This is a genomic window from Mycolicibacterium sp. XJ2546 (assembly GCF_053483195.1).
In genome coordinates this window covers 486,006-512,056 of sequence record NZ_JBEFRW010000001.1, presented here as the reverse complement: position 1 = coordinate 512,056, position 26,051 = coordinate 486,006, and the positions used below count along the sequence as shown (strand labels likewise).

24 protein-coding genes, 1 tRNA gene and 1 pseudogene are annotated in these 26,051 nt (G+C 66.4%); 9 read left to right on the top strand and 17 right to left on the bottom strand.

Features of this window, described 5'->3' with window-relative positions:
* Nucleotides 1–2 precede the first annotated feature (2 nt).
* Together lpqV and ABQE44_RS02525 are read left to right on the top strand one after the other, a co-directional pair.
* Complete coding sequence (lpqV, locus tag ABQE44_RS02530; RefSeq protein WP_448393240.1) at nt 3–437, top strand: lipoprotein LpqV; 435 nt, start codon at nt 3–5, stop codon at nt 435–437.
* Between the two features lie 27 nt (nt 438–464).
* Nucleotides 465–1,424, top strand: coding sequence for a patatin-like phospholipase family protein (locus ABQE44_RS02525; protein ID WP_448393239.1), 960 nt, complete (start codon nt 465–467; stop codon nt 1,422–1,424).
* Here the strand turns inward: ABQE44_RS02525 and ABQE44_RS02520 are convergent, their stop codons facing one another.
* The gene (locus ABQE44_RS02520; RefSeq protein ID WP_448428298.1) at nt 1,425–2,279 is read right to left on the bottom strand and encodes a patatin-like phospholipase family protein; all 855 of its coding nucleotides are present in this window, start codon (nt 2,277–2,279) and stop codon (nt 1,425–1,427) included.
* A complete protein-coding gene (locus ABQE44_RS02515; RefSeq protein WP_448393238.1) occupies nt 2,276–3,331 on the bottom strand; it encodes an NAD(P)H-dependent amine dehydrogenase family protein in 1,056 nt (351 codons plus the stop codon). Before ABQE44_RS02515 ends, ABQE44_RS02520 begins: the two co-directional genes overlap by 4 nt.
* Nucleotides 3,332–3,482: 151 nt before the next feature.
* Between ABQE44_RS02515 and ABQE44_RS02510 the strand changes: the two genes are divergently transcribed.
* Nucleotides 3,483–4,673, top strand: coding sequence for a lipid-transfer protein (locus ABQE44_RS02510; RefSeq protein WP_448428096.1), 1,191 nt, complete (start codon nt 3,483–3,485; stop codon nt 4,671–4,673).
* 18 nt (nt 4,674–4,691) lie between these two features.
* A complete protein-coding gene (locus ABQE44_RS02505) occupies nt 4,692–5,006 on the top strand; it encodes a hypothetical protein (protein ID WP_448428094.1) in 315 nt (104 codons plus the stop codon).
* 59 nt (nt 5,007–5,065) lie between these two features.
* On the opposite strand, the gene ABQE44_RS02500 is transcribed toward ABQE44_RS02505, so the two are convergent.
* The 4 genes from ABQE44_RS02500 to ABQE44_RS02485 all read right to left on the bottom strand — a co-directional run bounded on the left by ABQE44_RS02500 (nt 5,066) and on the right by ABQE44_RS02485 (nt 7,712).
* A complete protein-coding gene (locus ABQE44_RS02500; RefSeq protein ID WP_448428092.1) occupies nt 5,066–5,356 on the bottom strand; it encodes a hypothetical protein in 291 nt (96 codons plus the stop codon).
* A gap of 100 nt (nt 5,357–5,456) precedes the next feature.
* The gene (locus ABQE44_RS02495; RefSeq protein ID WP_448428090.1) at nt 5,457–6,491 is read right to left on the bottom strand and encodes an MmpL3/TtfA transport complex stabilizer; all 1,035 of its coding nucleotides are present in this window, start codon (nt 6,489–6,491) and stop codon (nt 5,457–5,459) included.
* A gap of 418 nt (nt 6,492–6,909) precedes the next feature.
* Nucleotides 6,910–7,371, bottom strand: a complete 462-nt coding sequence (locus ABQE44_RS02490; RefSeq protein ID WP_448428088.1) for an ATP-binding protein — start codon at nt 7,369–7,371, stop codon at nt 6,910–6,912.
* Nucleotides 7,372–7,403: 32 nt separating this feature from the next.
* Nucleotides 7,404–7,712, bottom strand: a complete 309-nt coding sequence (locus ABQE44_RS02485; protein ID WP_448428086.1) for an STAS domain-containing protein — start codon at nt 7,710–7,712, stop codon at nt 7,404–7,406.
* Nucleotides 7,713–8,002: 290 nt separating this feature from the next.
* Between ABQE44_RS02485 and ABQE44_RS02480 the strand changes: the two genes are divergently transcribed.
* Nucleotides 8,003–8,410 carry a hypothetical protein gene (locus ABQE44_RS02480; RefSeq protein ID WP_448428084.1) on the top strand — a complete coding sequence of 136 codons (408 nt, stop codon included), beginning with the start codon at nt 8,003–8,005 and terminating at the stop codon, nt 8,408–8,410.
* A gap of 5 nt (nt 8,411–8,415) precedes the next feature.
* On the opposite strand, the gene fmdA is transcribed toward ABQE44_RS02480, so the two are convergent.
* Nucleotides 8,416–9,798 carry a formamidase gene (gene fmdA / locus ABQE44_RS02475; protein ID WP_448428082.1) on the bottom strand — a complete coding sequence of 461 codons (1,383 nt, stop codon included), beginning with the start codon at nt 9,796–9,798 and terminating at the stop codon, nt 8,416–8,418.
* 532 nt (nt 9,799–10,330) lie between these two features.
* On the opposite strand from fmdA, the gene ABQE44_RS02470 reads away from it, so the two are divergent.
* Nucleotides 10,331–11,929, top strand: a complete 1,599-nt coding sequence (locus ABQE44_RS02470) for a hypothetical protein (protein ID WP_448393229.1) — start codon at nt 10,331–10,333, stop codon at nt 11,927–11,929.
* 7 nt (nt 11,930–11,936) lie between these two features.
* Here ABQE44_RS02470 and ABQE44_RS02465 read toward each other — a convergent pair whose 3' ends face one another.
* Nucleotides 11,937–12,830, bottom strand: coding sequence for a peptidoglycan recognition protein family protein (locus ABQE44_RS02465; RefSeq protein ID WP_448393228.1), 894 nt, complete (start codon nt 12,828–12,830; stop codon nt 11,937–11,939).
* 134 nt (nt 12,831–12,964) lie between these two features.
* Nucleotides 12,965–13,099 (bottom strand): annotated as a pseudogene (locus tag ABQE44_RS02460) (DUF4344 domain-containing metallopeptidase); the annotation flags it as partial.
* 347 nt (nt 13,100–13,446) lie between these two features.
* Here ABQE44_RS02460 and ABQE44_RS02455 point away from each other — a divergent pair.
* The gene (locus tag ABQE44_RS02455; protein ID WP_448393227.1) at nt 13,447–14,838 is read left to right on the top strand and encodes an HNH endonuclease signature motif containing protein; all 1,392 of its coding nucleotides are present in this window, start codon (nt 13,447–13,449) and stop codon (nt 14,836–14,838) included.
* 280 nt (nt 14,839–15,118) lie between these two features.
* Here the strand turns inward: ABQE44_RS02455 and ABQE44_RS02450 are convergent, their stop codons facing one another.
* The 3 genes from ABQE44_RS02450 to ABQE44_RS02440 form a co-directional block, all read right to left on the bottom strand.
* Nucleotides 15,119–16,762, bottom strand: coding sequence for an acyl-CoA synthetase (locus ABQE44_RS02450; protein ID WP_448393226.1), 1,644 nt, complete (start codon nt 16,760–16,762; stop codon nt 15,119–15,121).
* A 187-nt stretch (nt 16,763–16,949) separates the two neighbouring features.
* Nucleotides 16,950–17,345: a nitroreductase family deazaflavin-dependent oxidoreductase gene (locus ABQE44_RS02445; protein ID WP_448428080.1), complete on the bottom strand. Its 396-nt coding sequence runs from the start codon at nt 17,343–17,345 to the stop codon at nt 16,950–16,952.
* 122 nt (nt 17,346–17,467) lie between these two features.
* A tRNA-Leu gene (locus ABQE44_RS02440) sits at nt 17,468–17,542 on the bottom strand.
* A 123-nt stretch (nt 17,543–17,665) separates the two neighbouring features.
* On the opposite strand from ABQE44_RS02440, the gene ABQE44_RS02435 reads away from it, so the two are divergent.
* Nucleotides 17,666–20,218 carry a sensor histidine kinase gene (locus tag ABQE44_RS02435; protein ID WP_448428078.1) on the top strand — a complete coding sequence of 851 codons (2,553 nt, stop codon included), beginning with the start codon at nt 17,666–17,668 and terminating at the stop codon, nt 20,216–20,218.
* Here ABQE44_RS02435 and ABQE44_RS02430 read toward each other — a convergent pair.
* From ABQE44_RS02430 to ABQE44_RS02410, 5 genes are all read right to left on the bottom strand, one after another.
* On the bottom strand, nt 20,180–20,845 hold the full coding sequence (locus ABQE44_RS02430) for a response regulator transcription factor (RefSeq protein WP_448393223.1): 666 nt from the start codon (nt 20,843–20,845) through the stop codon (nt 20,180–20,182). The genes ABQE44_RS02435 and ABQE44_RS02430 overlap by 39 nt on opposite strands.
* A complete protein-coding gene (locus tag ABQE44_RS02425) occupies nt 20,830–22,302 on the bottom strand; it encodes a sensor histidine kinase (protein ID WP_448428076.1) in 1,473 nt (490 codons plus the stop codon). Before ABQE44_RS02425 ends, ABQE44_RS02430 begins: the two co-directional genes overlap by 16 nt.
* Before the next feature lie 75 nt (nt 22,303–22,377).
* Complete coding sequence (locus tag ABQE44_RS02420; RefSeq protein ID WP_448393222.1) at nt 22,378–22,728, bottom strand: hypothetical protein; 351 nt, start codon at nt 22,726–22,728, stop codon at nt 22,378–22,380.
* Between the two features lie 57 nt (nt 22,729–22,785).
* A complete protein-coding gene (locus ABQE44_RS02415) occupies nt 22,786–23,265 on the bottom strand; it encodes a DUF309 domain-containing protein (RefSeq protein ID WP_448393221.1) in 480 nt (159 codons plus the stop codon).
* The gene (locus ABQE44_RS02410; protein WP_448393220.1) at nt 23,265–24,125 is read right to left on the bottom strand and encodes an alpha/beta fold hydrolase; all 861 of its coding nucleotides are present in this window, start codon (nt 24,123–24,125) and stop codon (nt 23,265–23,267) included. The genes ABQE44_RS02415 and ABQE44_RS02410 overlap by 1 nt, the downstream gene beginning before the upstream one ends.
* Before the next feature lie 40 nt (nt 24,126–24,165).
* On the opposite strand from ABQE44_RS02410, the gene ABQE44_RS02405 reads away from it, so the two are divergent.
* On the top strand, nt 24,166–26,037 hold the full coding sequence (locus ABQE44_RS02405) for a propionyl-CoA synthetase (RefSeq protein ID WP_448393219.1): 1,872 nt from the start codon (nt 24,166–24,168) through the stop codon (nt 26,035–26,037).
* The last annotated feature ends 14 nt before the right edge of the window (nt 26,038–26,051 follow it).

Sequence of the window (26,051 nt, the reverse complement as noted above, 5' to 3'; positions counted from 1 at the left end):
GCATGCGCTCGCACCTTCGGCATGCCTTTGCGGCGACGTTGATGATCACCGGCCTCGGTATCGCCACGGCCTGTTCGTCGGGCACCGACACCGAGCCGACGTCGTCGCCGACATCGACCACGTCGACCAGGGCCGAGACCCCGACGGCCGCACCCGGGTCGGTCGCGGTCTCCCCCGGCGGCGTGACCACCGCCGTCGGCGCACCCGCCGACTCCACCGAGGACGAGTACTACCGCGCCTGCACCACCGCGCGGGAGTGGATGGCGCAGCAGGGCGGCGACCCGCACGAGCAGGTCGAGCCGTATCTGGCCATGCTGCAGTCGACGGATTCGGCGGGACCGGCGACCTACGGCACCCCGTGGTCGCAGTTGGATCCACCGCGCCAGGCCGCCGTCATCGTGGCGGTCCGCGCCGCCGCCGACGCACTCTGTGGCTGACTGCCCTCGGCGCGAGACAATGACGGGATGGCTGACAAGCGTGTCGCGCTGGCACTCGGCAGCGGAGGCGCACGGGGTTACGCCCACATCGGCGTCATCGACGAACTCCGGGACCGCGGCTACGACATCGTCGGGATCGCCGGCTCGTCGATGGGTGCACTCGTCGGTGGGCTACAGGCGGCGGACAAACTCGGTCAGTTCGCCGACTGGGCACGGGCGCTGACCCAGGCCGCGGTGCTGCGGCTGCTGGATCCCTCGATCACCGCCGCGGGTGTGCTGCGCGCATCGAAGATTCTGGATGCCGTGCGCGACATTCTCGGTGATGTCCGCATCGAGGACCTTGCGATCCCCTACACCGCGGTGGCGACGGATCTGATCGCCGGTAAGTCGGTGTGGATGCAACGCGGCCCTGTCGATGCGGCGATTCGCGCGTCGATCGCGATACCCGGCGTCATCACCCCGCATGTGCTTGACGGCAGGCTGCTCGCCGACGGCGGCATTCTCGACCCCCTGCCGATGGCGCCCATCGCGGCCGTCAATGCCGATCTCACGATCGCAGTGTCGTTGGCCGGCAGCGAATCCGGTGGTGCCGAGGCCGTTTCCGATGGCGGCCCGAGGACAACCGAGTGGCTGAGCAGGGTATGGCGCAGCACCACGGCGCTGTTCGATTCCAGTGCGGTGCGGAGCCGCTCCGGGTCCGGTAGCGACGACGAGAGCGACAGCGACACCGAACTGGTCGACGCCACCAACGAAGCGACGGTGCCCAAACTCGGCAGCTTCGAGGTGATGAACCGCACCATCGACATCGCCCAGGCGGCGCTGGCACGCCATCAGCTGGCCAACTATCCGCCCGACCTGTTGATCGAGGTGCCGCGCAGTGCGTGCCGCAGCCTGGATTTCCACCGCGCCGCAGAGGTCATCGAGGTCGGCCGCGCGCTGGCGGCTGTCGCGCTCGACGAGCTCGAAACTCCTTCGACTGAGGGTTGATCAGCGCCCGAGGAACGTGCCGAGTTCGGCAGCCACCCGCCGGCCCTGCCGTCGGCCCGCCGCCGCGGACGGTATCCGGCACTGCGGATCGAGCGGATCCTCGCCGAACGCCGACAGAGAGTCGTCGTCGGCGAACACCGCGAACGTCGCGCCATCGAATGCGTCGATCTCTTCGGACGTGCTGACCCCGAACGGTGCCGGCGACGACTTGCCTTGCGGCACAAGCGCGACCGCGGTATCGCAGTCCGCGGCCAGCGCCATGTTCACCGTGCTGCCGACACCGCCGTCCATGTAGCGTCGATCGCCGATGGTCACCGGCGGCCACACCCCGGGCACCGCGCAACTCGCGGCGACCGCATCGACCAGCTCGACGCCGGAGGTCGGGTCGAAGGTGACGAGTTCGCCGGTGGCCACGTCGATTGCGCTGATCCGCAGTTGACGCTGCGGCCAGCGCTTGATGGGTAAGCGGTGGGCGATCACCGCACGGCGCACGGGTTCGGCCACCGTCGGCGTCGACACCGCAACCGCGCCGATGCGTTGCAGCTTCTCGGCCCTGGTGCCGGGCTGGGTCACCGCGGCCAGAAACAACTCGGTGATGTCGTCGATGCTCACGCTCGGGGTGAGCTCGGCCGACGTCGCCGCGGTTTGCCGTTCGTACAAGGCCTCCAGGTCCAGCCCACTGGACAGCTGTGCGGCGACGGCCGAGCCCGCCGAGGTGCCCACCAATACGTCGGCCTCCACCAGCGCCTTGGCCACCTCGGGGGCTTCATCGGCGATACCAACCAGAACCCCGGTCTCCCAAGCGATACCGGCCAGCCCGCCGCCGGCAAGCACCAACGCAATTTTCGTCACTATGGCCGGCTCAGATCCGGTGCGGCCTTACCGCTGATCAACGGCAGGTCGAGATAGGTCGCGATACCGGGCGGTGCCGCACACACCGCCGGGATGGAGTTCACGCAGTGCGCAGCGGTGCCGACCACGCCGTACTCGGGTCCCTCGCCGCCGATTTCGGACTGAAAACCCTTGATGGCCACGGTGATATCCGGGTTGCCCCGGACCTCGATCTCGTAGCGCTGCCCCTCGGGCCCGAAGTTCCACGCCGGGTCGAGGTTGTCCTCACCCATCAGCCAGTTCACCGTGATCCGCACGACGGGTTCACCGTCGACCAGCGCCTCCCAGTGAAATTTGCGGCCCGCGACCTGCCCGGGTTCGATCTCTCCGATCGGCGACGGAATGGGTGCTGTCGCGACCGCGATCTCTTGTGAGGAGCGGACTTTCGGTTCGGCGCGGAACCCGATCTTGTCGACGCACATCCGGACCGCCTGGATGAAGCCGCCGTCGAGCAGCTTCTGCATCGGGCCGCTGAGCGCCTTCTCCGGCACCTCGCCGAAACCCATCACATGCCGCACCACATCGGGCGCCTCGTAGGTACGCAAATCCGAAAACTCCTCGGCGCGAACGAAACTCACCCCGGTCGACATGATCGAGAACATCAGCGGAAACTTCTCGCTGATACCGCCGGGCGCGATGCCGGTGCCGTGCAGCGTCGCGTTACCCTCCAGCGCGGCGGTGTGAAGCGGCGCGGCCTGGCGCTCACTCGGGTACACCCAGCCGACGGGCGTCACGACGTTCTTACCCGATCGCAACAGCGCGGCCACCTCGTCCGGGTTGGGCAGCAGTGGGGCGTAGACCACCGCGTCGGCGTCCAGCGCGAGGATGTCGTCGACGCTGTTGGTGGCCGTGACGCCCAGGGGTTCGGCGCCGATGATCTCACCGACGTCTTTTCCTGCTTTCTCCGGTGAGTGCACCCAGCAGCCGACGAGTTCGAGGTCGGGGTGCTCGAGCACACCCTTGATGGCTGCGACGCCGACCCCGCCGGTGGCCCACTGCACGACCCGCAACCCCATATCGCCTCCAAGAAACTAGAACACGTTCTACTCTTTGTACCCCGCCGCTCCGCCGAGCAGACGCAAAGTCGCACTTTTCGTGCCCCGAATGGACGACTTTGCGTCTTCTCGTCGCATTAGGGTGTGCAGAGCGCAGCGAAAGGAACACGAGATGCCCAACAAGGTTTACGTCGTCGGTGTGGGGATGACGAAGTTCGAGAAGCCCGGCCGACGCGAGGGCTGGGACTATCCGCAGATGGCCAAGGAGTCGGGCACCAAGGCCCTCGAGGACGCCGGCATCGACTATTCCGAAGTGCAGCAGGGTTTCGTCGGCTACGTCGCGGGCGACTCGACGTCTGGCAACCGTGCGCTCTACGAGCTCGGCTTGACCGGAATTCCGATCGCCAACGTCAACAACAACTGCTCGACGGGTTCCACCGCGCTGTTCCTTGCCGCGCAGACCATCCGCGGCGGGCTCGCCGATTGCGTGATCGCGCTCGGCTTCGAGAAGATGCAGCCCGGCTCGCTTAAGGGTGGCTACGAGGACCGCGAGTCGCCGATGGGCAAGCACGTCAAGGCGATGGCCGAGATAGACGAGTTCGCGTTCCCGGTGGCACCGTGGATGTTCGGCGCGGCAGGCCGTGAACACATGCGTCAACATGGCAGCACCGCTGAGCATTTCGCGAAGATCGGGTTCAAGAACCACAAGCATTCGGTGAACAACCCGTATGCGCAGTTCCAGGACGAGTACACCCTCGACGACATTCTGGCGGCGAAGATGATCTCCGATCCGCTGACCAAACTGCAGTGCTCCCCGACCTCCGATGGTTCGGGTGCGGCGATCGTGGCCAGCGAGGCGTTCGTCGACAAGCACAACCTGGCCGGGCAGGCCGTGGAGATCGTCGGCCAGTCGATGACCACCGACTTCCAGTCATCGTTCGACGGCAGCGCCAAGAACCTCATCGGCTATGACATGAACGTGCAAGCCGCTCAGCAGGTCTACGAGCAGTCCGGCCTCGGCCCGAGTGATTTCCAGGTGATCGAGCTGCACGACTGCTTCTCGGCCAACGAGCTGCTGCTCTATGAGGCGTTGGGCCTGTGCGCGGAGGGCGAGGCGCCGAAGCTGATCGACAACAACGACACCACCTACGGCGGGCGCTGGGTCGTCAACCCGTCCGGCGGGCTGATCTCCAAGGGCCACCCGCTCGGTGCGACGGGCCTTGCGCAGTGCGCCGAGCTGACGTGGCAGCTGCGCGGCACGGCCGACAAACGGCAGGTCGACGGCGTCACCGCCGCGCTGCAGCACAATATCGGGCTCGGCGGCGCCGCTGTCGTCACCGCTTATCAGCGCGCCGAGCGCTGATCGGGGATCATTGATGCCATGCGCACCACATGGATCCTTGCCGGGGCCGCGGCCGTCGCGTACGCAACGATGGCCGCACCCGCCGGTATCGCCACAGCCCAGGACGGCGAGTCAGCGCAGGACGTGATCAACAAGCTGCAGGACAGGGGCTACAACGTCACCATCGACAAGATCGGTACGGCACCGATGTCGGAATGTGTGGTCACCAGCGTCCGCAACCCGCAGCAGTTCACCCAGTTGATGCCTCTGCTCGGCGGCAGAAACGACGGCGTGCTCTTTCCGGTGACGATCAGTCAACCGATCTCGGTGTCGCTGGACTGCCGCCGCCACTAAGGGATTTCGGCGTATTTGGTCACGTTCAGCGTGACCAAATACGCCCAAACCGCTGCGTGTTAGCGCCGTGAACAGTCAGCCGTCACGGTGATGGAGCGTTCGGTGACCACCTGAATCCGGTCGTCGCCGCGACGCACGAATTCCGTTCGCTCCTTGGGCTTTCGGATATCGGTGATGACGCATTCGTCGAGCGATGCGCTTCCAATCTTGTTGACCTTCACCTCGAAGCCCTGCGCCTCGAGCGTGGCGATCGTCAGGTCAGCCGACTCGGCCGACGCGACTGCCGGTACCGCGATTGCCCCGAAGGCTGCCGCGGCGATCCCGGTCAGTACCAACAGCGTTGCGCGCATGGCCGCGCCCCTTTCCCTTTGCGAAGGCCCCCACGGCCTTCACTGCGGTTCAACGGGACAACCGCGTAAGGGGTTCAACGGCGCTGAAAGTTTTTTTGCGCTAGACGGTGGCCGGCTCCAGCGGGGCAACTTCGGGCACCGCGATGGGATCGGTCGCCACGAAATCGGAGTAGGTCAGCGGTGTGGCCGACTCGACGTCGAAGACGGTGACAACGCCGGCGTAGTCGGCAACGTGCAGGTGATCACCGTCGACCGCGACGCCCGACGGCCGAGCGTCGGTGGTGATCATGTGAACCACCTTGCGGGTCAGCGGACACAGCACCGCGACACCGTCGTAGTCGACGACGTATGCGCGGTTCTTGTCCGCGCCCATGACCAGCTGCGTCGGCGCGCCGCCGAGTTGGACCGTTCCGGTGATGCGGCCGGTCGCCAGCGCGATCACGTGCACGACGCCACCGCGGGTGCGGTCCGACGTCAGCACGTAGGCGGTGCCGTCGGCGACGGTGATGTCGCGGATCGGTGCGCCGATCTGCACGGCGCGCTCGACGCGCGTGGTCTCCACGTTGACGATCACGAGCGCGCTGCCGCGGGCGTCGGTCGTGCCCACGTACAGGCGCTTACCGCTGGCGTCGACCTCGACGGCGTCGATGCCGATCCCGGCGCCGGTGGCGATGTCGATGGTGCCCATCTGCTCTGCGGGCACGTCGATCACCGCGACGTCGGCGTAGCCATCGCCGGTCCGCGCGGCGAACACCCGCTTGCCGTCGGGGCTAACGGTCAGCGCCGTGACGCTCAACGCCAGGTCATAGGTTGCGATGACGCTCTTGGCCGTGAGGTCGACCACCGAGACCTCGTCATGGGTCCACGACGATGTGCCGACGTACGCGCGGTCGTCTGCGACCGCCACCGCGACGGGCTCGCCCGGCACCGCGATGATGCTTTCCACGGCCAGCGTGGTCGGGTCGAGCACCGAAATACTGTCGTCGCCGTAATTGGCGGTCACGATCACACCATCGGCGGCCGCGATGTCGCCGATCGGCCCTCGCCGCGCCTCGACGGCGCCCGCCAAGCTGACGTTCGTCTCATCTGAATCAGAGGTTTTCATCTGCCTCATGGGCGCCACAAACTTAGCCATTTCCATCGGTGTACCTCCGCCGGTATGGCGTTCACCGGCCCTAGATTTCAAGTCTTCCTACGCCTTTGGCGCTGATTACCCACGAGTCTAGCGACGAACACCGACGCGTTTTCTCGTCGCAACCGTCAATCGGCGTTGGCGCGTCAAAAGCTCTCAGACAGCGCTTAAGAAACTCTTCGTTATCCGTTCGTTACCCTCCGGCGGTTATCTGTAATGTGCCGATAACGTGCGGCTTTACCGTTGGCTGAACGGATTCCGATATCGACGCCGAAAACCCGCTCTCAGGTTCGAAATCGAAAAGTGAGCGACAAATCACAAGCGACATGCCGGATTGGATTCGCGTGCAACGTCAATCGCATCCAGTGCAACAGTGATTCACGTCACTTCAACCGCCGATGACGGCGCCGACCACAACGTGTCAAACCGACGCGCTGTAGGCGTTCCCGGTAACCGACCCGCAATCGTCGAACTGCAACCGCACTTCGGTGCCGGTCGACTGCTTGGAGATCGTCGTGCGGTCGGCCAACGCACGCATCAGCGGAATACCGCGGCCCCGCGTATTCGGTTGCCCCTCGCCGTCGACGTAGCGCCAACTGCCGTGATCGGAGACCACAACCTCCAGCTGATGGTCAGCCGCGTAGTGACGGGCGTGCATCGTCATCGGGCCGGTGCCCCCGCGGTAAGCGAATTCCGCCGCGTTGGTGAGCGCTTCGTTGACGGCCAGCACGACGTCGTTGAACCTGACCGGGTCGAGCGTGAGGTGCCTGCGCAGCCATCCGGACAGCTCGGAACGAAACTGCGCGACATTATGGGCGTGGGCAGTGTCGTTTCGGATGAGGCTCGCGTCCATCTCGCCCGTGGAGCAATTCGATTCGGACATCGTGCGAACTGATTACCCCGTCGCGGCTGAAGTCACGCGGCGAAGTTCTCGAGAGCGGCTTCAACCGTGGAATACATGGCGATCAGATCCGCGATACCGGTGATCTTGAGCGGCCGACTGGTCGCCGGTCCCTCAGCGACGACAGCAAACCGTATCTCGGTGCCCTCGACCTGATTGTGGGCCTCCATCAGCACCTGCATCCCCGCCGACCCGAGAAAGTCCACCTGAGTGAGGTCGACGATCAGACCCGCAGGGTCCTTGGCCAAAGCCGCCTCAACGGCGCTTTTCAGCTGGGGCGCGGTGAGCATGTCGAGGTCACCGGACGCGGCAACCACCGCCACGCGTCCGACCCAGTTCTCGGTACAAAGCTGTCCGTCCAAACCTCACCTCTTGCTTGGGGCGCCCACAAAGCAACCTCATTCAACATCACGAGGCTGCAGTCTGAACCCGCCGCTAGAGTATCGACTTCGTCAACTCGATGCATCGACAGCACCGAATTGCGTCGGTCGCGGCGCAGAATTCTTTGACATATCGGCAGGTCCGCAGCTCTGTCCTGGTCGTAAAACGCGCGTTGGGACCGCCCACGGGTTAGTGTCGGCGTACCTCAAAGCTCCCAATTGAAGGGTGATCAATGGGTTCCATCTCTCTGTTCGCGCGACGAGTGATCATGGTTGGCGGGTTCGCGCTCGCAGCAGCGGCGCCGGTGGTCGGGGTGACACTGGCCGGGCCGGCCAGCCCGCCTTCCCATCTCGCCGACTGCCCGGCCGGAGAAGAGCCAGACAATTTCACCAGCCAGTGCGTACCCCATCTGGTACCGAACTCGGCGGGTTCGGCTCCGGCTTCCGCCCCTGCGTCAGTGCCTGCGGACGCCGCCACGACGGGTGAGAGCCCGAGCATGTGCCCGCCGGGAGTCAGCGGCGCCGAGTGCGGCGGCTCGACCGGGGGCCAGGCCAGCTCGCCGCAGCCCGAGTTGCCCGCGGCGGTGCCCCCGCAGGAACCCGAACAGGAACTCGCCGAGGTCGTCACACCGGGTTACTGACGCCGCTAGCCCAACAACTTTCGCATCGCGTTACGTATCGGCCGGGCAGCACGGCCGCCAAGTTGCTGGGCAGTCGGCAGTAGGCTGCGCTTGTCTTTCGGTACCGCTCGCAAAACGCTGTCCTCGGGAAGACCGGAGGCGTCGCTGCGCGGTACGGCGACCGTCGAGACCACCTGGTGCGGACCTTCGGCTCGAGGTTTGACGTCGAAGTCGAAGATCGCCGTGGGCAGGTACACGGTGGCGCAGGTGTTGGGAATGTCGACCACGCTGGACAGGTGGCCCTCGATGGGTGCGGCGCCGAGCAGCAGGTAGGCCTGTTCGCGCGAGTAGCCGAACGCGGTCAGGTAGTCGATCGCGTTGAGGCAGGCACGCTGGTAGGCGACGAAGGGATCGAGGAATGTCTGCTTGCCGTCGCGGGTGACCGAAATCCCGGAGAACGTCAGCCACTCGTCGCACTGGGTTCCGGCGCCGCCGGGTACGAACAGTGGGTTCTCTCGAATCTTGTAGAGCGACATACCATCTGCGATGACGTCGACATGCAGGTCGATGTAGCCGCCCATTTCGATCGCGCCGCAGAAGGTGATTTCGCCGTCGCCTTGGGAGAAGTGCAGGTCTCCCACCGACAGGTTTGCGCCGTCGACGAACACCGGATAGAAGATGCGGCTGCCCTTGGTCAGATCCTTGATGTCCTGATTTCCCCCGTTTTCGCGGGGTGGCGCCGTCTGGGCGGCGACGACGGCCAGCCGAGCCACATCCTGCTCCGCCGTCTGCCCCAGCAGCGCTCCCTTGGCCATCGGCGGCAGCGCCAGTGGCGGGACGCGCACCGGTTTGGTGGCGATGAGCTTGGCTTCGCGCTTGTTCCACGTGGTGAGCAGTTGCGATGACGGCGCCGTACCCATCAAGCCGGGATGGGGCGCGCCGGCGAACTTCACGCCGGGGATGTGACGCGAAGTGGCATGGCCGTCGGAGAACTCCCACACCGCCTTGTAGGCGTCGGGGAACAGGTCTCCGAGGAATCCGCCACCGTTGCGCGGGGCGAAGATGCCGGTGTAGCCCCACCCCTGTCCGGCGAGCGGCCCGACGTCGCCTTCCGAGATGGGGCCGATGTCGACGATGTCGACCACGAGTAAGTCGCCGGGCTTGGCGCCGTCCACGGCGAACGGACCACTCAACTTGTGGCCCTCGTGGAACGGGGCGTTGAGGATGTCGTCGGCCGAGTCGGTATTGCCTATAGAACCGTCGAACCAGTCGCGGCAGTGCACGCGAAATGTCTGTCCGGGTCGCACACTCGCGACGGGCGGGATCTCAGGATGCCACCGGCTATGGCCAAGAACATCTTGCTCGTCGAATCGCTTGTCGGGATCGAGCGAGAAGATGACGTCAGGCATATTCGCCAGCGTACGGATCGGACTCGCCGCGCGAAGGGGTGACTTTTTGCAAGTCCGGCCCACCGGTCATTCCGCGGTGGGACACTTCTCGTGTCAGCTGAGTTCGGGGCTGGCGCTGGGAGGCTCGGCGATGAACATTTCGCCGCATAAATCCATGGCGACTGTTGTGATGGCAGCCGGAGTTCTTGCTGTACCCAGCACCGGTTCTGCCGACCCTCCCCCGCCGGTGACTCCGGTCAAGCCGCTCAGTTCGGCCGCGGCCATCGCCACAACGACCGTCATTCCCCCGATAACGCCGCACCCGCTGCTCAGCGTGGTAGCCAGCAGCTGGACACCCCTCGACGAACCTCCAAACAGCTTTGCGCCCTTCGCATTCGCTGCACCACTATCGAGAGATCCCGAAAACGTCACGCGGCCGAACAGGCCCGCGCTGCGTGCGCCTCAGCCGGTCGCGTTGATCGGAACGGGTGGCGCGCCTTCAAGATCAGGCGATCGCAGCACCGCGCTGCTTGTGCCGTCGTCCGCCAACTTCGTGACCGACTTCATCGCGTTCTTCATCAGCGATGGTGATGAGCCGGGCGAGAATGCCGGATTGCTCATCGGCAACGGCGCCGACGGTGTGGCACCCGGGCAAGCCGGCGGGCGCGGCGGCCTGCTTTTCGGCAACGGCGGAAACGGTGGCCCCGGTGGCCGAGGCGGAGACGCTGGTCTGATCGGCAACGGCGGCAACGGCGGAAACGGTGTTGACGACATTCAGTTGACGGGCAACGCAATTGGCGGCCCAGGAGGCGCCGGCGGCCGTGGCGGTCTGCTGTTCGGCAACGGCGGAACAGGCGGCAGAGGAGGTAACGCCGAAGGTGGGGCGAACGCCACCAGTGGCGCGGGCGGCGCCGGAGGCAACGCCGGACTGTTCGGCCGCGCCGGAGACGGTGGCGCCGGAGGGACGGCGAAGACGTCCGAAGACAGCGGTGGCGCGCTCGGCGGGGCGGGCGGCGACGGCGGCAACGTGCTCGGCATCGGCGCCGCGGGCAACGGGGGTGCCGGCGGCAACGCGGACTCCCTCGATCTGCACTCAGTCGGCACGACCGCGGGCGCTGGCGGCGACGGCGGCACCGTCGGGTTCATCGGACCCGGTGGAAACGGCGGCGCGGGCGGAATCGCCGATGGGTTCGCGGACACCGTCGCCGGTGCTGGCGGCCAAGGCGGCGATGGCGGTGCGTTCATCGGAGCCGGTGGCAGCGGCGGGGCGGGCGGTGACGCGTCGAGCGGCCGCGGCGCGGCCACGGCAGGGGACGGCGGCGACGGCGGCAGCGCCAAGCTGGTCGGAAGTGGCGGCGCAGGCGGTGACGGTGGTACGGCGCTGGGAGTAAACGGCAGTGACGCCGCAGGCGGATCCGGCGGCGACGGCGGCAACGGCGGTCTGTTGTTCGGCAGTGGCGCGGTCGGGGGCAACGGCGGTGCCGCAGAGGGCCTTCGGGCCGTCACGGGCGGCGCCGGCGGTCACGGCGGAAGCACCGGGCTCAACGGCAACGCGGGTGACGGCGGCGCAGGCGGTGCGGCCAAGACAACTGGCGACGGCAGCGACGCGATCGCGGGCGCGGGCGGCAACGGCGGCAGCGTTCTCGGTGTCGGCGACTCCGGTGACGGCGGTGACGGTGGCGGCGCGTCGGCGCTGGACCTGCACAGCAGCAGCACCCAGGGCGGCGACGGCGGCGCCGGTGGCAGTACCGCAGTCAGCGGCGCGGGCGGTGTTGGCGGCACAGGAGGCTCCGCTGCCGGATTCGCCAACACCGTCGGCGGCGACGGTGGTAACGGCGGCAATGGCGGCACGCTCAACGGAGACGGCGGGGCCGGTGGCACGGCAGGCAGCGCGACGGCCAACGGCGCCCTGAGCACTGCCGACGGAGGCAACGGCGGCGACGGCGGAAACGGCGGCGTCCTGTCGGCAGGAGGCGCGGGCGGTGATGGCGGCTCAGCGCTCGGCACCGCGCCGGACCGTGCGGGCGGCGACGGCGGTGACGGTGGCAACGGCGGCATCGGCGGGGGCGGTGACGGCGGCGATGGCGGGTCTCCCGGCGGCACCGGCGGTAGCGGCGGAAGTCCCGGCGGAATCGACGGCGCCGACGGCTGATGCCCGCTTAGCCGCGGCGAAATGCGGACGAAGCGGTGGTGACGGTCGGCGCAGGCACCAGGTCCAGTCGCAGCGCGGCAGCGGTGGCCGGGCCGACGATGCCGTCAACTGTCAAACCTGGGGTACGACGTTGGAACTCCCTGACGGCGGCTTCGGTCTGAGGTCCGAAGTCACCGTCTACCACGAGGTGGCCGGCGTACTCGCGATATGCGAACTTGAGTCGGCGCTGGAGTGCGGCGACCTGGGGCCCCTCGGAGCCGCGAAACAGCAAGACGTGCGCGTATTCGCCGACGGGCACGGGCGGTTGCGGGGTCTGCGCCGAGCCCGCGGTGTCGCCGATTCGCTTCTGGATATCCTGGCGCAGAATTTCCATGTCGATCGCGCCGGGATCCCACTTACCTTGGACGCGGCCCGCGTACTCCTTGTGCCCGATCGTGCGCGCAGAAGTCTGCGACAGTCGACGATTGATGGCCGCACAGCACTGCACCAGTGCGAAATACTGTGCGTCAGGCCAATTGTGGCGGTGCGGGGCCGTCGGGCTCGTGCCGCTGTTGGCGCATTCGATTCCGATCATGTGCCAGTTACCCATGTTCGTCGGAAGCCACGGGTACATACCGCGTCCGGCGTGCCATGCAACACCGACCGCCACGACGGTCACGGTGCCGTCGCGCGCGATGTGAAGCTGCGACAACGGCCCTGGCAGGTCGGGACGGCCGTAGGCGATCGAGGCGGCGGTGGCGTTGTCGGATCCGGTGTGGTGCACCATGACACCGCGGATGTCCTTGAAGTCTCCGTGACCGCGGTTCTGCCAGCCGGGAAACTCCACGAGGTCGACACCTTCGGCGCGCAGTACGTCGGCCAGCCAAACCGGATCGCCGGTCCAAGGTCTTGTCTGGGGCACGCAGAAGTCCTTTCGGGCTCAGTGCTTTTCGAGACGGTCCGCGCCTTGGCGGTCATACATCCACTGATACCCGATCTATGGGGTTCATTGCACGTCGATTTCGCTGACCCGCTTCGTCACCGACGGATGGCCCGCTACTTGAAGTAGGGATCCAGCAGCGTCGACCACGCCTTCTCGAGTTGAGCCCACTCGCCATCGCACCCCGACGCGCGGTCCTCAGGCAGCTGGCCGTCGCTGATCATGTCGGCGTTGGCTTCCGGATATGTCCCACTATTTGTATTACCGCAACATTTGTGACTCTTTTGAGCTCACAGCCGCACCTCCAGATACGTGGTGGCTCCGGCAAGGCCCCGCCCCGGACCCGTCGAACGGGTCGATCTCCCGCGCGCCCGCCGACCGATACAGCGCGTGCGCCGCGGTCATGAAGGCTCATGGCCTCGAGGCGGGCTGTGACATATCCCGCGGCCCGCGCCTCGCTGAGCAGTCGGTCGAACAACGCCGCGCGATCCCGTTGCCGCCGCCGGTAGGCCGAGTCATGCAAACCCCTTCTGTCACTTTGTTTTCTTTGGTCTCAGCACGAGGTTTTCTGTCAGTGCCTCGAACTAATGTTCGAGTCATGAGTTCGGGTGTGGTGTCGGATCGGGCAGCCGTTACGGCGGCTTTCGATGCGCTCGACACCGCGATCGACACGCTGCTCGACCTGTCTTTCGACGCGATTTCTGACCGCGAGAAAGTGAAGCTGGCGGTGCGGCTGGAGCGCAGTATGCGCCGCGTCCCGACCGTGGAGCATCGGTTGGTCAATGCGTTGGCGACCGAAGCCGATCCAGCCGCGCTGGGCGGCACCTCGCTGCCCGAGGTGCTGGCCACCACGCTGCGCATCTCCCACGATGCGGCCAAAAAGCGCGTCGAAGAAGCCGAGCTGCTGGGTCCGCGGCGCACATTGACCGGCCAGCCGCTCGAGCCGAAGATGCCGAACGTCGCCGCCGCTCAGCAGCGCGGCGACATCGGCGCCGAGCACGTGAAGATCATCTTCAAATTCTTCGACGAACTGCCCTCCTATGTGCCCGGCGACCTGTGGGACCATTTGGAGGCCCATCTCGCCGATTTGGCAAGCGGACTCGGCCCCACCCAGCTGCGCAAGTCCGCCAACAAGTTGGCCTATCTGGCCAACCAGGACGGCAAGCCGCCCACTGATGAGGAGCGAGCACGCAAGCGCGAGTTCACCATGCACCCGCAGGGCCCCGACGGGATGAGCAAGGTCACCGGCAACTTGGATCCCGAGGGGCGTGCCATTTTTGAGGCGATCTTCGCCAAATGGGCCGCACCCAGTCAGTGCAACCCGGATGACGAGACCCCTTGTGTCGACGGTGAACCTGATCCCAGCAAGGCGGCGGCCGATCTGCGCTCAGCCGGGCAACGCAGACACGACGCGCTCAAGGCAATGGGTCGGGCGTTGTTGGCCTCAGGTAAATTGGGACAGCACAACGGGTTACCCGCCACCATCATCGTGTCCACCACACTGCAGGATCTGGAGGCCGGTGCCGGCCAGGCCGTCACCGGAGGCGGATCGCTGTTGCCGATGAGTGACCTGATCCGGCTGGCCAGCCACGCCTACCACTATCTCGCGGTATTCGACAAGCACACCGAGCAAGCGCTCTACCTCGGCCGCACCAAACGCTTCGCGGCGCCGGGACAGCGGATTGTGTTGCACGCCAAGGAGCGCGGATGTTCGCGTCCAGGGTGCACGGTGCCGGGGTATTGGAGCCAGGTTCATCATGTCGAGGGCTGGGCCGCCGATGACGGGCCTACCGACATCGACAAGCTCACCTTCGCCTGCGGCCCCGACAACCGCCTCGTCGAAAAGGGCGGCTGGACCACCCGTAAGCGGGCCGACGGCCGCACCGAGTGGATTCCACCACCACACCTCGATACCGGCCAAGCCCGTGTCAACAACTACCATTTTCCCGAGAGATATCTACGGCCCGACGACGATGACGACGACCCGTAGCTCTCGAACGCGACCCGTCCTCCGGGTCGCGGTCTACACCGGCCGCAAAACCAAGAGCGTCCGGTGGGCTTTCTGCTGCCTACAGCTAGGTACCACACGAAAAGCGCCGCTGCACTTCCGACATCGGAGTACAGCAGCGCATTTTGTTGTCCGACAGCGGTGGCCGGCTATCAGCGCAGCAGGCCCTGCATAGCGTATTTCACGAGACTGTTGGCCGACGCCACGGTGTACTGCAGGGCTTGGCCACCGGTTAACGGTCTAGGAGAGGCTCCGGCCGACCTCAGCCCTCGATGTCCATGTCGGCCAGCGCCCGGCGTACCAGCTTTCCGGTGGCGTTTCGGGGTAGCTCGTCGATGAAGACCACATCGCGAGGCACCTTGTGCCGCGCCAAGTTATCTTTCACGTACTGCTTGATCTCTGCGGCGTCTTGCGCGGCGCCGGGCTCGGCAACTATGAAGGCGCACAACCGCTTTCCAAACTCGGCGTCATCAACACCGACCACCGCCACCTCGGCGATGTCGTCACGCTCTTCGAGCAGGTTCTCCACTTCCTGCGGGAAGATGTTCTCGCCGCCGGACACGATCATGTCGTCGTCGCGGCCGTCCACGAACAACAGCCCGTTCTCGTCGAAATGACCCATGTCGCCGCTGGACATGTAGCCGTCGATGATCTGCTTGTGGCGACCATCGGTGTATCCGGAAAACGGTGCGCCATTGCGGACGAAGATCCGGCCGCGACGGTTCGCGCCCTCGACGCGTTGATCCTGCTCGTCGTACAGCACCACCTCGCAGGTCACCGGAGCACGACCGGCAGTGCCGGGGGCGGCGCGCAGCTCGGCAGGGATTGCGACGCTGGCGATCGCGCATTCGGTGGAGCCGTACATGTTGTACAGAACATCGCCGAAGGTGTCCTGCACCCGGTTGGACAGGTCAGGGCTCAGGATCGACCCGGCGATCAGGATCACCTTCAGTGAGGACGTGTCGTACTTGCCGATGACGTCGGACGGGAGCTCGACCATCCGGTGCAGCATTGTCGGGACCGCGACCAGCATGTCAGCTTTGTGGTCGGCGATGAGTTTGAACGTGCCCTCCGCGTTGAACCGCCTAGTCGTCACGACCTTGTTGCCCAACGCCGCACCGACGGTGTAAGTGGCCCACCCGGTGCTGTGGAAGATGGGCGACACGATGACCATGGTTCCCTTGCGCGGGAAGGGGATTCGGTCGACGATTTGCGCCGTCGCGAGCGGAGAGACCGTTTCGCGTGGCGCACCCTTGGGCAGCCCGGTCGTGCCGCTGGTGAGAATCACCGACCCGCCTGCTTTGTTCGGCGGCGGCAGGGGCTCGGTGGAGTTCGACGCGACGATGTCGTCGAGAGTCTGAGTACCCGCGGGCGGTTCAGTTCCGTCGTCCACCCACGTCAGCACACGCGGCAGGTCGGCGGGCAGCGCGTCGAGCAGACCGAGGAATTCGCTGTCGTGCAGCACCACGGTCACCTTCTCGCGTTCGCAGACGTCGGCGAACTGGGGTTTGGCGAACCCGGTGTTCATCAACACCATTCGGGCGCCTGCCTTGCCGCAGGCGGCCATGGTGATGAGGAGACCGCGGTGGTCGCGGCACAGTACGCCGACGACTGAGCCCGGGGAGACGCCGAGGCGTTGCAAGCCGTGTGCCAATGCCCACGACTGGTCATCGATCTGCTGGTAGGTCAATGTTCCGCGCTCGTCGACGACCGCGGGTAGGTCCGCGTACTTGCGACCACCCTGAATCGCCATCGTGGCCTGCGGGCCATACGTGCGCGCGAGCTTGGCGGTCTCGACGCCCGAGCCGAGATCCTTCAGATCGATGATTCCGGTTTCGACGAGGCGTTTGGCCGCGCGCCCCGCCTCGGTCACCTGCTGCAACTTTTGCCGGACGCCGGCCGCCATCAGGGCTCCTCACCAGGGTTTTGCGTGCACAGTAGCAATCGTAAAGGGGTGTCTACTCTCAGCACATGAGACGCAGCTAGCACACCACGTCGGCGACTGCATCGATGTCGCGCCCCAGTCGGGCTCGAACCGACACTGTGCGGATTTCAGCCGCTTCCTCGGCTCCAAGCCCGGTGCGGTACCGAGGTCAACCCACAGAGCCCGCATTCGTCAGCAGCACGGCTGCCTCGTTGTAGGGAAACGCTCGGTAGAGGAGGCGAGAACGCGGTATGACCAGGGCCGCGGCCTCGGCCTTGCTTACCACCCGTGGGTTGACGAGCGCGACAGCCCGTCCACGCTTGCGTAGCACCGTCGGCCCGCCGGCCAGCACGTTCTTCAACCAGTCCGTCTGTAGGCCGTAGCCGATGAGGATGGCGTAGCCATCATGGGTCTTGAATACCAGAAGGGGCGTTCGATATCGCTTACCCGACTTCCGCCCGACGTGCTCGAGCGTTCCGAGGTTCGGAAGCCACGGTGTGATCGTGCGAGCCGCCGGATTGGTGACTCGCTTGTTGAACTCCGCGATTCGGCGCGGCACGCGCATTCTCGGAGTCTAGGTAATGGTCGAAGTTCCTCGCTGACGCGGTGCTGACGCAGGGAGCTGCCAACGACAGCAACCGCTCGAATGTTCGAGCCGCAATCGGCCCCTACTTGCAAGAACTCCGGTGCCCCCAGTCGGACTCGAACCGACACTTTGCAAGTTTTAAGCTTGCTGCCTCTGCCAAATTGGGCTATGGGGGCTAGGCGTCGAATACGGTACCGCTTGGGGCCGACGGTCAAGAATATCGGCCCAGTGAGCTGCGCTGATCGTCTCGATACGCACGGGCCGCCCCCGACACGCCGATCATCAGGGAAAATGGCCCTATGGGAATCTTGAGCCGAAACCGAGGCGACCTGCGGATCTACCTCGGTGCTGCACCCGGCGTCGGCAAGACCTACTCGATGCTGTCCGAGGCGCACCGGCGCCTCGAGCGCGGGACCGACGTCGTCGCCGCCGTCATCCAGACCCACGGACGCCGCAAAACCGCCCAGCGCCTCGCTGGCATCGAGGTGCTACCGCCAAGCTATGTCGAGCATCGCGGCGAGCGCCATCCCGAACTCGACGTGGAGGCGGTCCTGGAGCGACGCCCCAAAGTCGTGCTCGTCGACGACCTCGCCCATACCAACACTCCCGGCAGCAAGAACGCCGAACGCTGGCAGGACGTCGAGGAGATGCTCAACGCCGGCATCACGGTGATCACCACCGTCGGTGTCGAGAGCCTCGAAAGCCTCGCCGACGTCGCCAGCCAGATCACCGGTGTCGAAACAAAGGAGCGGATCCCCGACGAGATCGTTCGCGCCGCCGACCAGATCGAGCTGGTTGACATCACACCACAAGCCTTGCAGCGCAGGCTCGCTCACGGCAACATCTACCCGCCCGAGCGCGTCGACGCCGCAATGTCCAACTACTTCCGCGTCGAGAACCTCACCGCGCTGCGGCAACTGGCGCTGCTGTGGATGGCCGACCAGGTCGACGCCGCGCTCTCGAAATACCGCTCCGACAAGAAGATCCCTGAAACGTGGGCACCTCGCGAGCGCGTGGTGGTCGGCGTCACCGGCGGCCCCGAATCCGAAACTCTGGTGCGCCGCGCCTCCCGCATCGCCTCGCGGTCAGGCGCGGAACTCAAGGTCGTCTACGTCGTCCAAGGAGAAGGTCTCACCGGGATCTCCTCACAGCAGAAGAAGGCCGTGCGCGACCTCGCCGTCAGCCTCGGCGCGACCATGCACACCGTCGTCGCCGGCGACGTCGCCTCGGCACTGCTCGACTTCGTCCACGACACCAACGCCACGCAACTGGTCATCGGGAGCACCCGAAAGTCGCGGTGGGCGCGCCTGTTCGAGGAGGGCGTCGGCGACAGGGTTGTGCGGCAGTCCGGCACGATCGACGTCCACATGGTCACCCACGAGGACGCCGGTGGCGGCACCTCGGGGTCGCGTAACTCACCTCGCCCGCACCGGGCGCTGTCTTGGTTTGCCGCCCTGGCGATTCCGCTCGCGATCTTCGGGTCGACCATGGCACTGCCGGACGGACTCCTCGGCATCGGCGGTCAGGGTGCGCTGTTCTTGACCGGCATACTCGGCGTCGCACTGCTGGGCGGCCTCATCCCCGCAGTGCTGTCAACGATGCTCTCCGGAGCGCTGCTCACGTATTTCTTTCTCGCCCCGCAAAACACGTTCACCGTCGGGCATACCGACGGCGCAATCACCGTCGTAATGCTGATGCTCGTCGCCGTTCTGGTGGCCGCTCTCCTCGACCACACGGTCAACCGCGCCCGCGAAGCGCGTCGCACATCCCAGGACTCCGAAATGCTTTCGCTGTTCGCAGATTCGGTGCTCCGCGATGTCGACATCGACGTACTGCTCGAACGGATCCGCGAGGCCTATCTGCAACGCGCCGTCAGCATGATTCACACCCAAACCGGCGAGGTCGTCGCCGCCGTGGGCCAGGATCCGTGCACCGATGTCGACGACGCCGACACCGCCGTCGACATCGGCGACGACGAATACAGCATGCTCCTGGCCGGCCCACCGCTCACCACCCGTGAGCGCCGCGTGATCAGCGCCGTCGCCAACCACGCCGCAGACCTCGTCAAACGCCGGGAATCAGCCCAGGACGCCACCAAAACCGGCGCCGCCGTCGCAGTCGACGAACTATGGCGCTCGCTGTCCTCAGCGGTGGCCCACAAACTTCGCAGTCCGCTGGCTGCGGCCAAATCAGCGGCGCCGATTTTGCGCAGCAGTGACGCCGACTTCCCGGTGCAGGACGTCGCTGACCTACTGGCCACCGGCGAGGAATCCGTCGACGAACTCATGGCCGTCGTCGGCAACCTGCTCGACTCGTCGCGTCGCACCGCCGGAGTGATCCACCCCGAACGTGACCGCGTCGAACTGGAGGAGGCCGTCCAACGGTCATTGCTCGGGATCACCACGGGTAACACCGACTTCACCCGGCGCGGTGTTGAGCGGGTCAAGACAACCGTCGACGGCGCAGCGGTCCTCGCAGACGCGGCCCTGCTCGAACGCGTACTGGCCAACGTGATTGACAACTCGCTGCGCTACGCCCCCGGTAGCGCGGTTCGGGTGACAGCAGGTCAGGTGGGCGACCGCATGCTCATCGCCATCGTCGACGAGGGCCCGGGCATCCCGCGCGGCACCGAGGAACAGATCTTCGAGCCCTTCTCACGGTTCGGTGATGGTCCGAGAATCGGTGTCGGTCTCGGGCTTTCGGTGGCACGGCGGTTCGTCGAAGCGATGGGCGGCACGATTACGGCGTCCGACACCCCCGGCGGTGGCTTGACGATCGAGATCGACCTGCCGGCCGCACGCAAGGAAAACCGATCAGTCGATGGTCTCGAGCCGGTAGCCCATCCCCCGTAACGTGACAAATCGCTCCGCGCCGAGCTTGCGTCGCAGATAGCGCACGTACACGTCGACCACGTTCGAACCCGGGTCGAAGTCGTAGCCCCACACGTGGCTGAGCAGCTGTTCCCGCGACAGCACCTGACCCGGATGGCGCAGGAACGTCTCCGCCAGCGCAAACTCCCGCGCCGACAGATCCACCGTGCGACCATCCACTTCGGCCTGTCGCGTACGCAGATCCAAATGCAAACCGCCGCAGGACAACACGGTCAGCTCAGGTGTCCGATCCGGCGCCAACCGCACCCGGATGCGAGCCAGCAGTTCCTCGAACCGGAACGGCTTGGGCATGTAGTCGTCGGCGCCACCTTCCAGCCCGGCGACTGTATCGTGCACGCTGGTGCGCGCCGTCAACACGATCACCGGGATCGGATGGTTCTCGGCCCGGAGCCTGCGCAGCACCTCGAACCCGTCCATTTCCGGCAGCCCGATGTCCAGCACCATCAGATCGAACCCGCCGCTGACCGCGTAGTCGTACGCCGACGGCCCGTCGACCACCACCGTGGTGGTGAACCCGTTGGCAGCCAAGCCTTTCTCGACGAACGACGCGATCCGCGGCTCGTCCTCGGCAATCAGTATCCGCGCCATTGATCCTCTTTCACCGCAGGAATCACGACCGAGAACGTCGCGCCCCGGCCGGGCTCGCTGTCCAGCAGCACGTCACCGCCGTGTGCGACCGCGATCGCCCGCACAATCGAAAGACCAAGCCCCGCACCGTCTGAGCGCCGTGTCCCACCCCGGGCGAAGCGCTCGAAGATCCGATGTCGCTCTTCGTCGCTGACACCCGGTCCCGAATCGGATACCCAGAACCGCAGCGACCCGCCGGACAGCTGGGAGCCGACGCCGATCCAGCCACCGTCTTCGGTGAACCGCGATGCGTTGTCGGCCAATGCCACCAGCGCCTGGGTGATCCGCTGCGGGTCGAGTACGGCGGTCGTTCGTGCCACCGTCTCCAACCTGAAGCCCCGCGGTGCGAGCCGGGTGATCTTTTCGAAGGCCTCCCGAGTCAGCGCCTCGACGTCGACCACGTCGGGATGCAGGAACGACGGCTGCTCGGACTGCGCCAACAACAACAGGTCCGACACCATCCGGTTCATCCGGCCCAGCTCGTCGTCGACCAGCGCCACCGTCGACGCCACATCCTGCGCGTCGGCGGGGTCGAGCACCTCGAGGTGACCGCGCACGATCGTGATCGGTGTGCGCAGTTCATGGCCCGCATCATCGACGAACCGCCGCTGCGCGGAAACGCCCGCCTCGACCCGGTCGAGCATTTCGTTGATCGTAGCGACGAGGAGGTCGAGCTCGTCGTCCTTACCCCGCGACGGCACCCGCAGCGACAGGTCCGTGTCGCTGATCATCCGAGTGGTGTCGGCGACGTCGCGCAACGGACGCAAGATCCGGCCGGCCAGAATCCAGGCCGCCGCCGCGGCGCCGATCATCGTCACCGAACCGACGATCAGCATCAGCCGCGCCGCGTCGTTGGCGGCGTCACGTTCGGCGTCGCCCATGTACGCCGCGACGATGACACCCTGCGCGGGATCACCGGCCAGACGTACCGGGATCGCGAGGTAGCGCACCTCGCCGGCTTCTGCGTGCTGGTACCGGCCCTCCACCGGCTCGGTCACGTTGGCGACCCGCTCGGCAAAAGCCTCGTCCTGCGACAGCACCTCCTGCGCGCCGGGTTCCTGCCTGCTCTGGGTGCGGTACTGCCCGTTGACGTAGCCGAGGAACTTCTCGTTGGGCCGGGCGATGTTGTAGGCGATAGCCTCCCGGATCACCTCTTCGACGCTCGTGAACGGCTCACCCGTACGCGGATTGACGCCGGGCTCGGTCAGCTCGGCGAACTCTTGCACCTCGAACCGCAGCGCCTCGTCCATCCGCGCGTCGACCGCCCTGACCAGCAGCTGCCACGTCACGAACGTGACGACCCCCAACGCGGTCAGCACCAGCAGCAGCACCCACGCGATGATCTGTGTGCGCGCTGTCCACGGCAGCAGCCGACGCCATCTCCGCCTCGGATCCACCGGGGCAGATTCAACGGTCATCCGTCGTCCTCCCCGGGTCGCTGCCGTCGCTAGTACCCATCCTCTCGCGTCGTGCCTTCGGCGACGGACGCGCGATCAGTCGTCGTCATCGTCGTCGTCATCGTCATCCCAGTCGTCGTCATCCCAGTCGTCGTCATCGTCGTCCCAGTCCCCCACGCTGACCGGGGGCGGCGGGGCGGGCACATCCACAGGTGGCGGCGGCGGCGCGATCTTGGATGCGGCGGGGAGCTGCGGCGACGGGGCGGGGGCAGCGGGCTCGGCGGGCGCCGCGGGCCCGTGGGTCGCCGGCTGCTCAGGCGCGTGCACAGTGATCGGATCGAGCGGCTCATGGTCGGCGGTAGATCCCGTCGACGCGATCACCACGCCGCCCACACCGGCGGCCAGCAGGGCCAACGCGGCCAGGACAAGGGTCAATGAGCTGCGCATGACATCCACGATCGGACGTTCGGATGTCACCGTGGTGATAACCAGATGAGAAGGTTCTCATCTGGTGGCTTCAAGCCGTGGCCGCAGCCGCTCGACCGAGATGTCGGCTTGTCGCTGCAGGTCCTCGATCAGCGCGTGGGCGTGGGTGATCAGCCCGTCGACGTCGATGCCGTGCGGCTGGGCCTCGGGCCGGTCCGCCAGCCGCTCCGCAGCCCGGGTCAGAACGGTCGCGGCGCCGACGGTGTTGCCGCGCTGGATGTGGGTGATGCCGACCGCGAGCTGCGCCAACCCCTGCCACATGTTGCGTTCGTCGTCGGGCGCGTTCTTCCAGGCCGCCTCCAGGACCTCGTGGGCGTTGAACGCCAGCCCGTCGTCCAGCAACTCCTGCGCGTAGGACAGGGACTCCGACGGCGACAACTCGAGATTTTCGGGGATGCGCGCCACGCCCTCGCTGCCGTGCGGCAGCGGTCTGCCGAGCGCGTCGCGGGGCCGGCTGCTGCGCGCCTTGCCCAACTCGTCGCGATCTCGTTCGGCCACTACCGCTGCGTCTCTTCGGCCAACGAGATCAACCGCGCCCGAACCAGATCGGGCCGCTCGTCGACGATGAAATGGCTGGCGTCGACGGTCTCCAGCGTGTAGTCGTCGGCGTTGGCGGATTCCGGCGCGGCGAACGAGACGTGCACCGCACTGTCATCGAGCCCGAACAGGCACCGGATCGGCACAGTCGCCCGCGGCGGCGCCGGCGACCGCGCCGCGGCGGGGAGTTCCCGAAGCAGGAACGTCCGGTACGTGTCTCGTGCGGTCCTGGCCACCACCGGATCGCGGAACCGCTCGACGTAGATGCGGGCGGTGTCGCGGTCGATGTCGGAGATCGACGCGAACGCCCGCTCGAGAAACGACGTGCGCTGCTGCACCTGGACGCCGACTGTGGCCATCAGCAGCTGGTACCAGAACCGCCACAGATGAGGCGCCACCGCGCGCGGCGACAGCCACGGATGGGCCATATTCATCACGAGATAACCGTCGAAACGTTGCGGCGCGGTCAGCAGCATCCGGTAGCCGACGAAACCGCCCCAGTCGTGGCCCACCAGCAGCACCCGGTCCAGTCCGAGCACATCCATCAGCGCCAGGACATCGCTGGCGACATCGTCTTTGGCCCAGCGGTGCGGCGCGGGCCCCGACCAGCCGTAACCAGGCAGATCGGGTGCGATGATCCGCATTCCAGGCGGCGGATCGGCCAGCAGGTCGCGGTACACCCAGTGGTGCTGCGGCCACCCGTGCAGGGCGAGGACCGGACGGCCGTCTGCCGGACCGGCCTCGGTGACGTGGAACCGCACGCCCCGGGCGTCGATGAACGAACGTCGAACGCCGTCGATAGGTGGCGGTTGCGCAGGCATAACGCGACTATAGGAAGGCTTGTCGCGCTACCGTGCCGGTATGACCGGATACCGAGAACTGTGCGACGCCAGCCTCCGTGATCCCGCGTCGTTTTGGGCCGATGCCGCGCGGGAGGTGACGTGGATGCGCGAGCCCCAACAGATCCTCGACGACTCCAACCCGCCGTTCTACCGGTGGTTTCCTGACGGTGAATTGAACACATGCGCCAACGCGCTCGACCGCCACGTCGAGGGCGGCCGCGCCGACCAACCCGCGCTGATCTACGACTCCCCCGTGACCGGAACTCAGCGCACCTATACCTATCGTGAACTCCTCTCGGCCACAGCATGTTTCGCTGGAGCACTGCACCAGTTGGGAGTCTGCAAGGGCGACTGCGTGGTGATCTACATGCCGATGGTGCCCGAAGCCGTGATCGCCATGCTGGCGTGCGCGCGGCTGGGTGCGGTGCACTCGGTGGTGTTCGGTGGGTTCGCCGCACACGAACTGGCCCTACGCATCGACGATGCCCGCCCGACGGTGATCGTGTCGGCGTCGTGTGGCGTCGAGCCGACCCGCACCGTCGATTACAAACCGATGCTCGACGCCGCCCTTGAGATGGCCGAGCACCCGGCACCCCCGTGCGTGATCCTGCAGCGCGAGCACCAGCCGTGCCAACTGGTCGATGGCCGGGACCGGGACTGGAACGCGCTGATGTCAACGGCTCAACCCGTCGACCCGGTACCGGTGAAATCGACCGATCCGCTGTATGTGCTCTACACCTCCGGCACCACCGGAAAACCGAAGGGCATCGTTCGCGACAACGGCGGGCACGCCGTCGCGTTGCTGTGGAGCATGCGCCACATCTACGACACCGCGCCCGGCGACATCTATTGGGCCGCTTCGGATGTCGGCTGGGTGGTGGGGCACTCCTACATTGTCTACGGTCCGCTGCTGCTGGGCGCGACGACGGTGTTGTACGAAGGCAAACCCGTCGGCACCCCCGATGCCGGCGCGTTCTGGCGGGTGGCCGCCGAGCACGGGGTCAAGGCGTTGTTCACCGCGCCGACGGCGATGCGCGCCATCAAGAAGGAGGATCCCGACGGGCTGCACCTCGACAAGTACGACTTGTCCGCGCTGCGGTATCTGTTCCAGGCCGGTGAGCGCCTCGACCCCGACACCTACCAGTGGGCGGCGGAGAAACTCGGCCTGCCGGTCATCGATCACTGGTGGCAGACCGAGACCGGCTGGTCCATCGCGGCCAACCCGATGGGCGTCGAGCCGATGCCGATCAAGCCCGGTTCCGCCACGGCGCCGATGCCCGGCTACGACGTGCGAATCCTGCGCCCAGACGGCTCGGAGTGCGACGCTGGCGAGGAGGGCGCGATCTGCGTGCGGCTGCCGCTACCGCCCGGCACCCTGCCGACGCTGTGGGGCGACGACGACCGCTACATCGCGTCCTACCTGTCGGCGTTTCCCGGGTTCTACCTCACCGGCGACGGCGGCTATCTCGACGAAGACGGCTACCTGTTCGTGATGGGGCGCACCGACGACGTGATCAACGTTGCCGGACACCGTCTTTCGACGGGCGCGATCGAGGCAGTGCTGGCAGCACACCCGGCCGTGGCGGAGTGCGCGGTCATCGGCGTGGCCGACGAGATCAAGGGCCAGGTTCCGCGCGGGTTCGTCGTGCTCAAAGCCGGAGCGTCCGCCGATCGGCTGGCCGACGAACTGGTCGCCGCGGTGCGGGAGAACATCGGCGCTGTCGCGTGTTTCAAGACCGTCGACGTCGTCCCTGCGCTGCCGAAGACCCGCTCGGGAAAGATCCTGCGCAAGACCATGCGCGGTATCGCCGCGGGTCGCACGGAGCCGGTGCCGTCGACCATCGAGGATCCCGCGGTGCTCGACGCGCTGACGCCGATTCTGCAGCGCTAGATTCACCTCGCGAG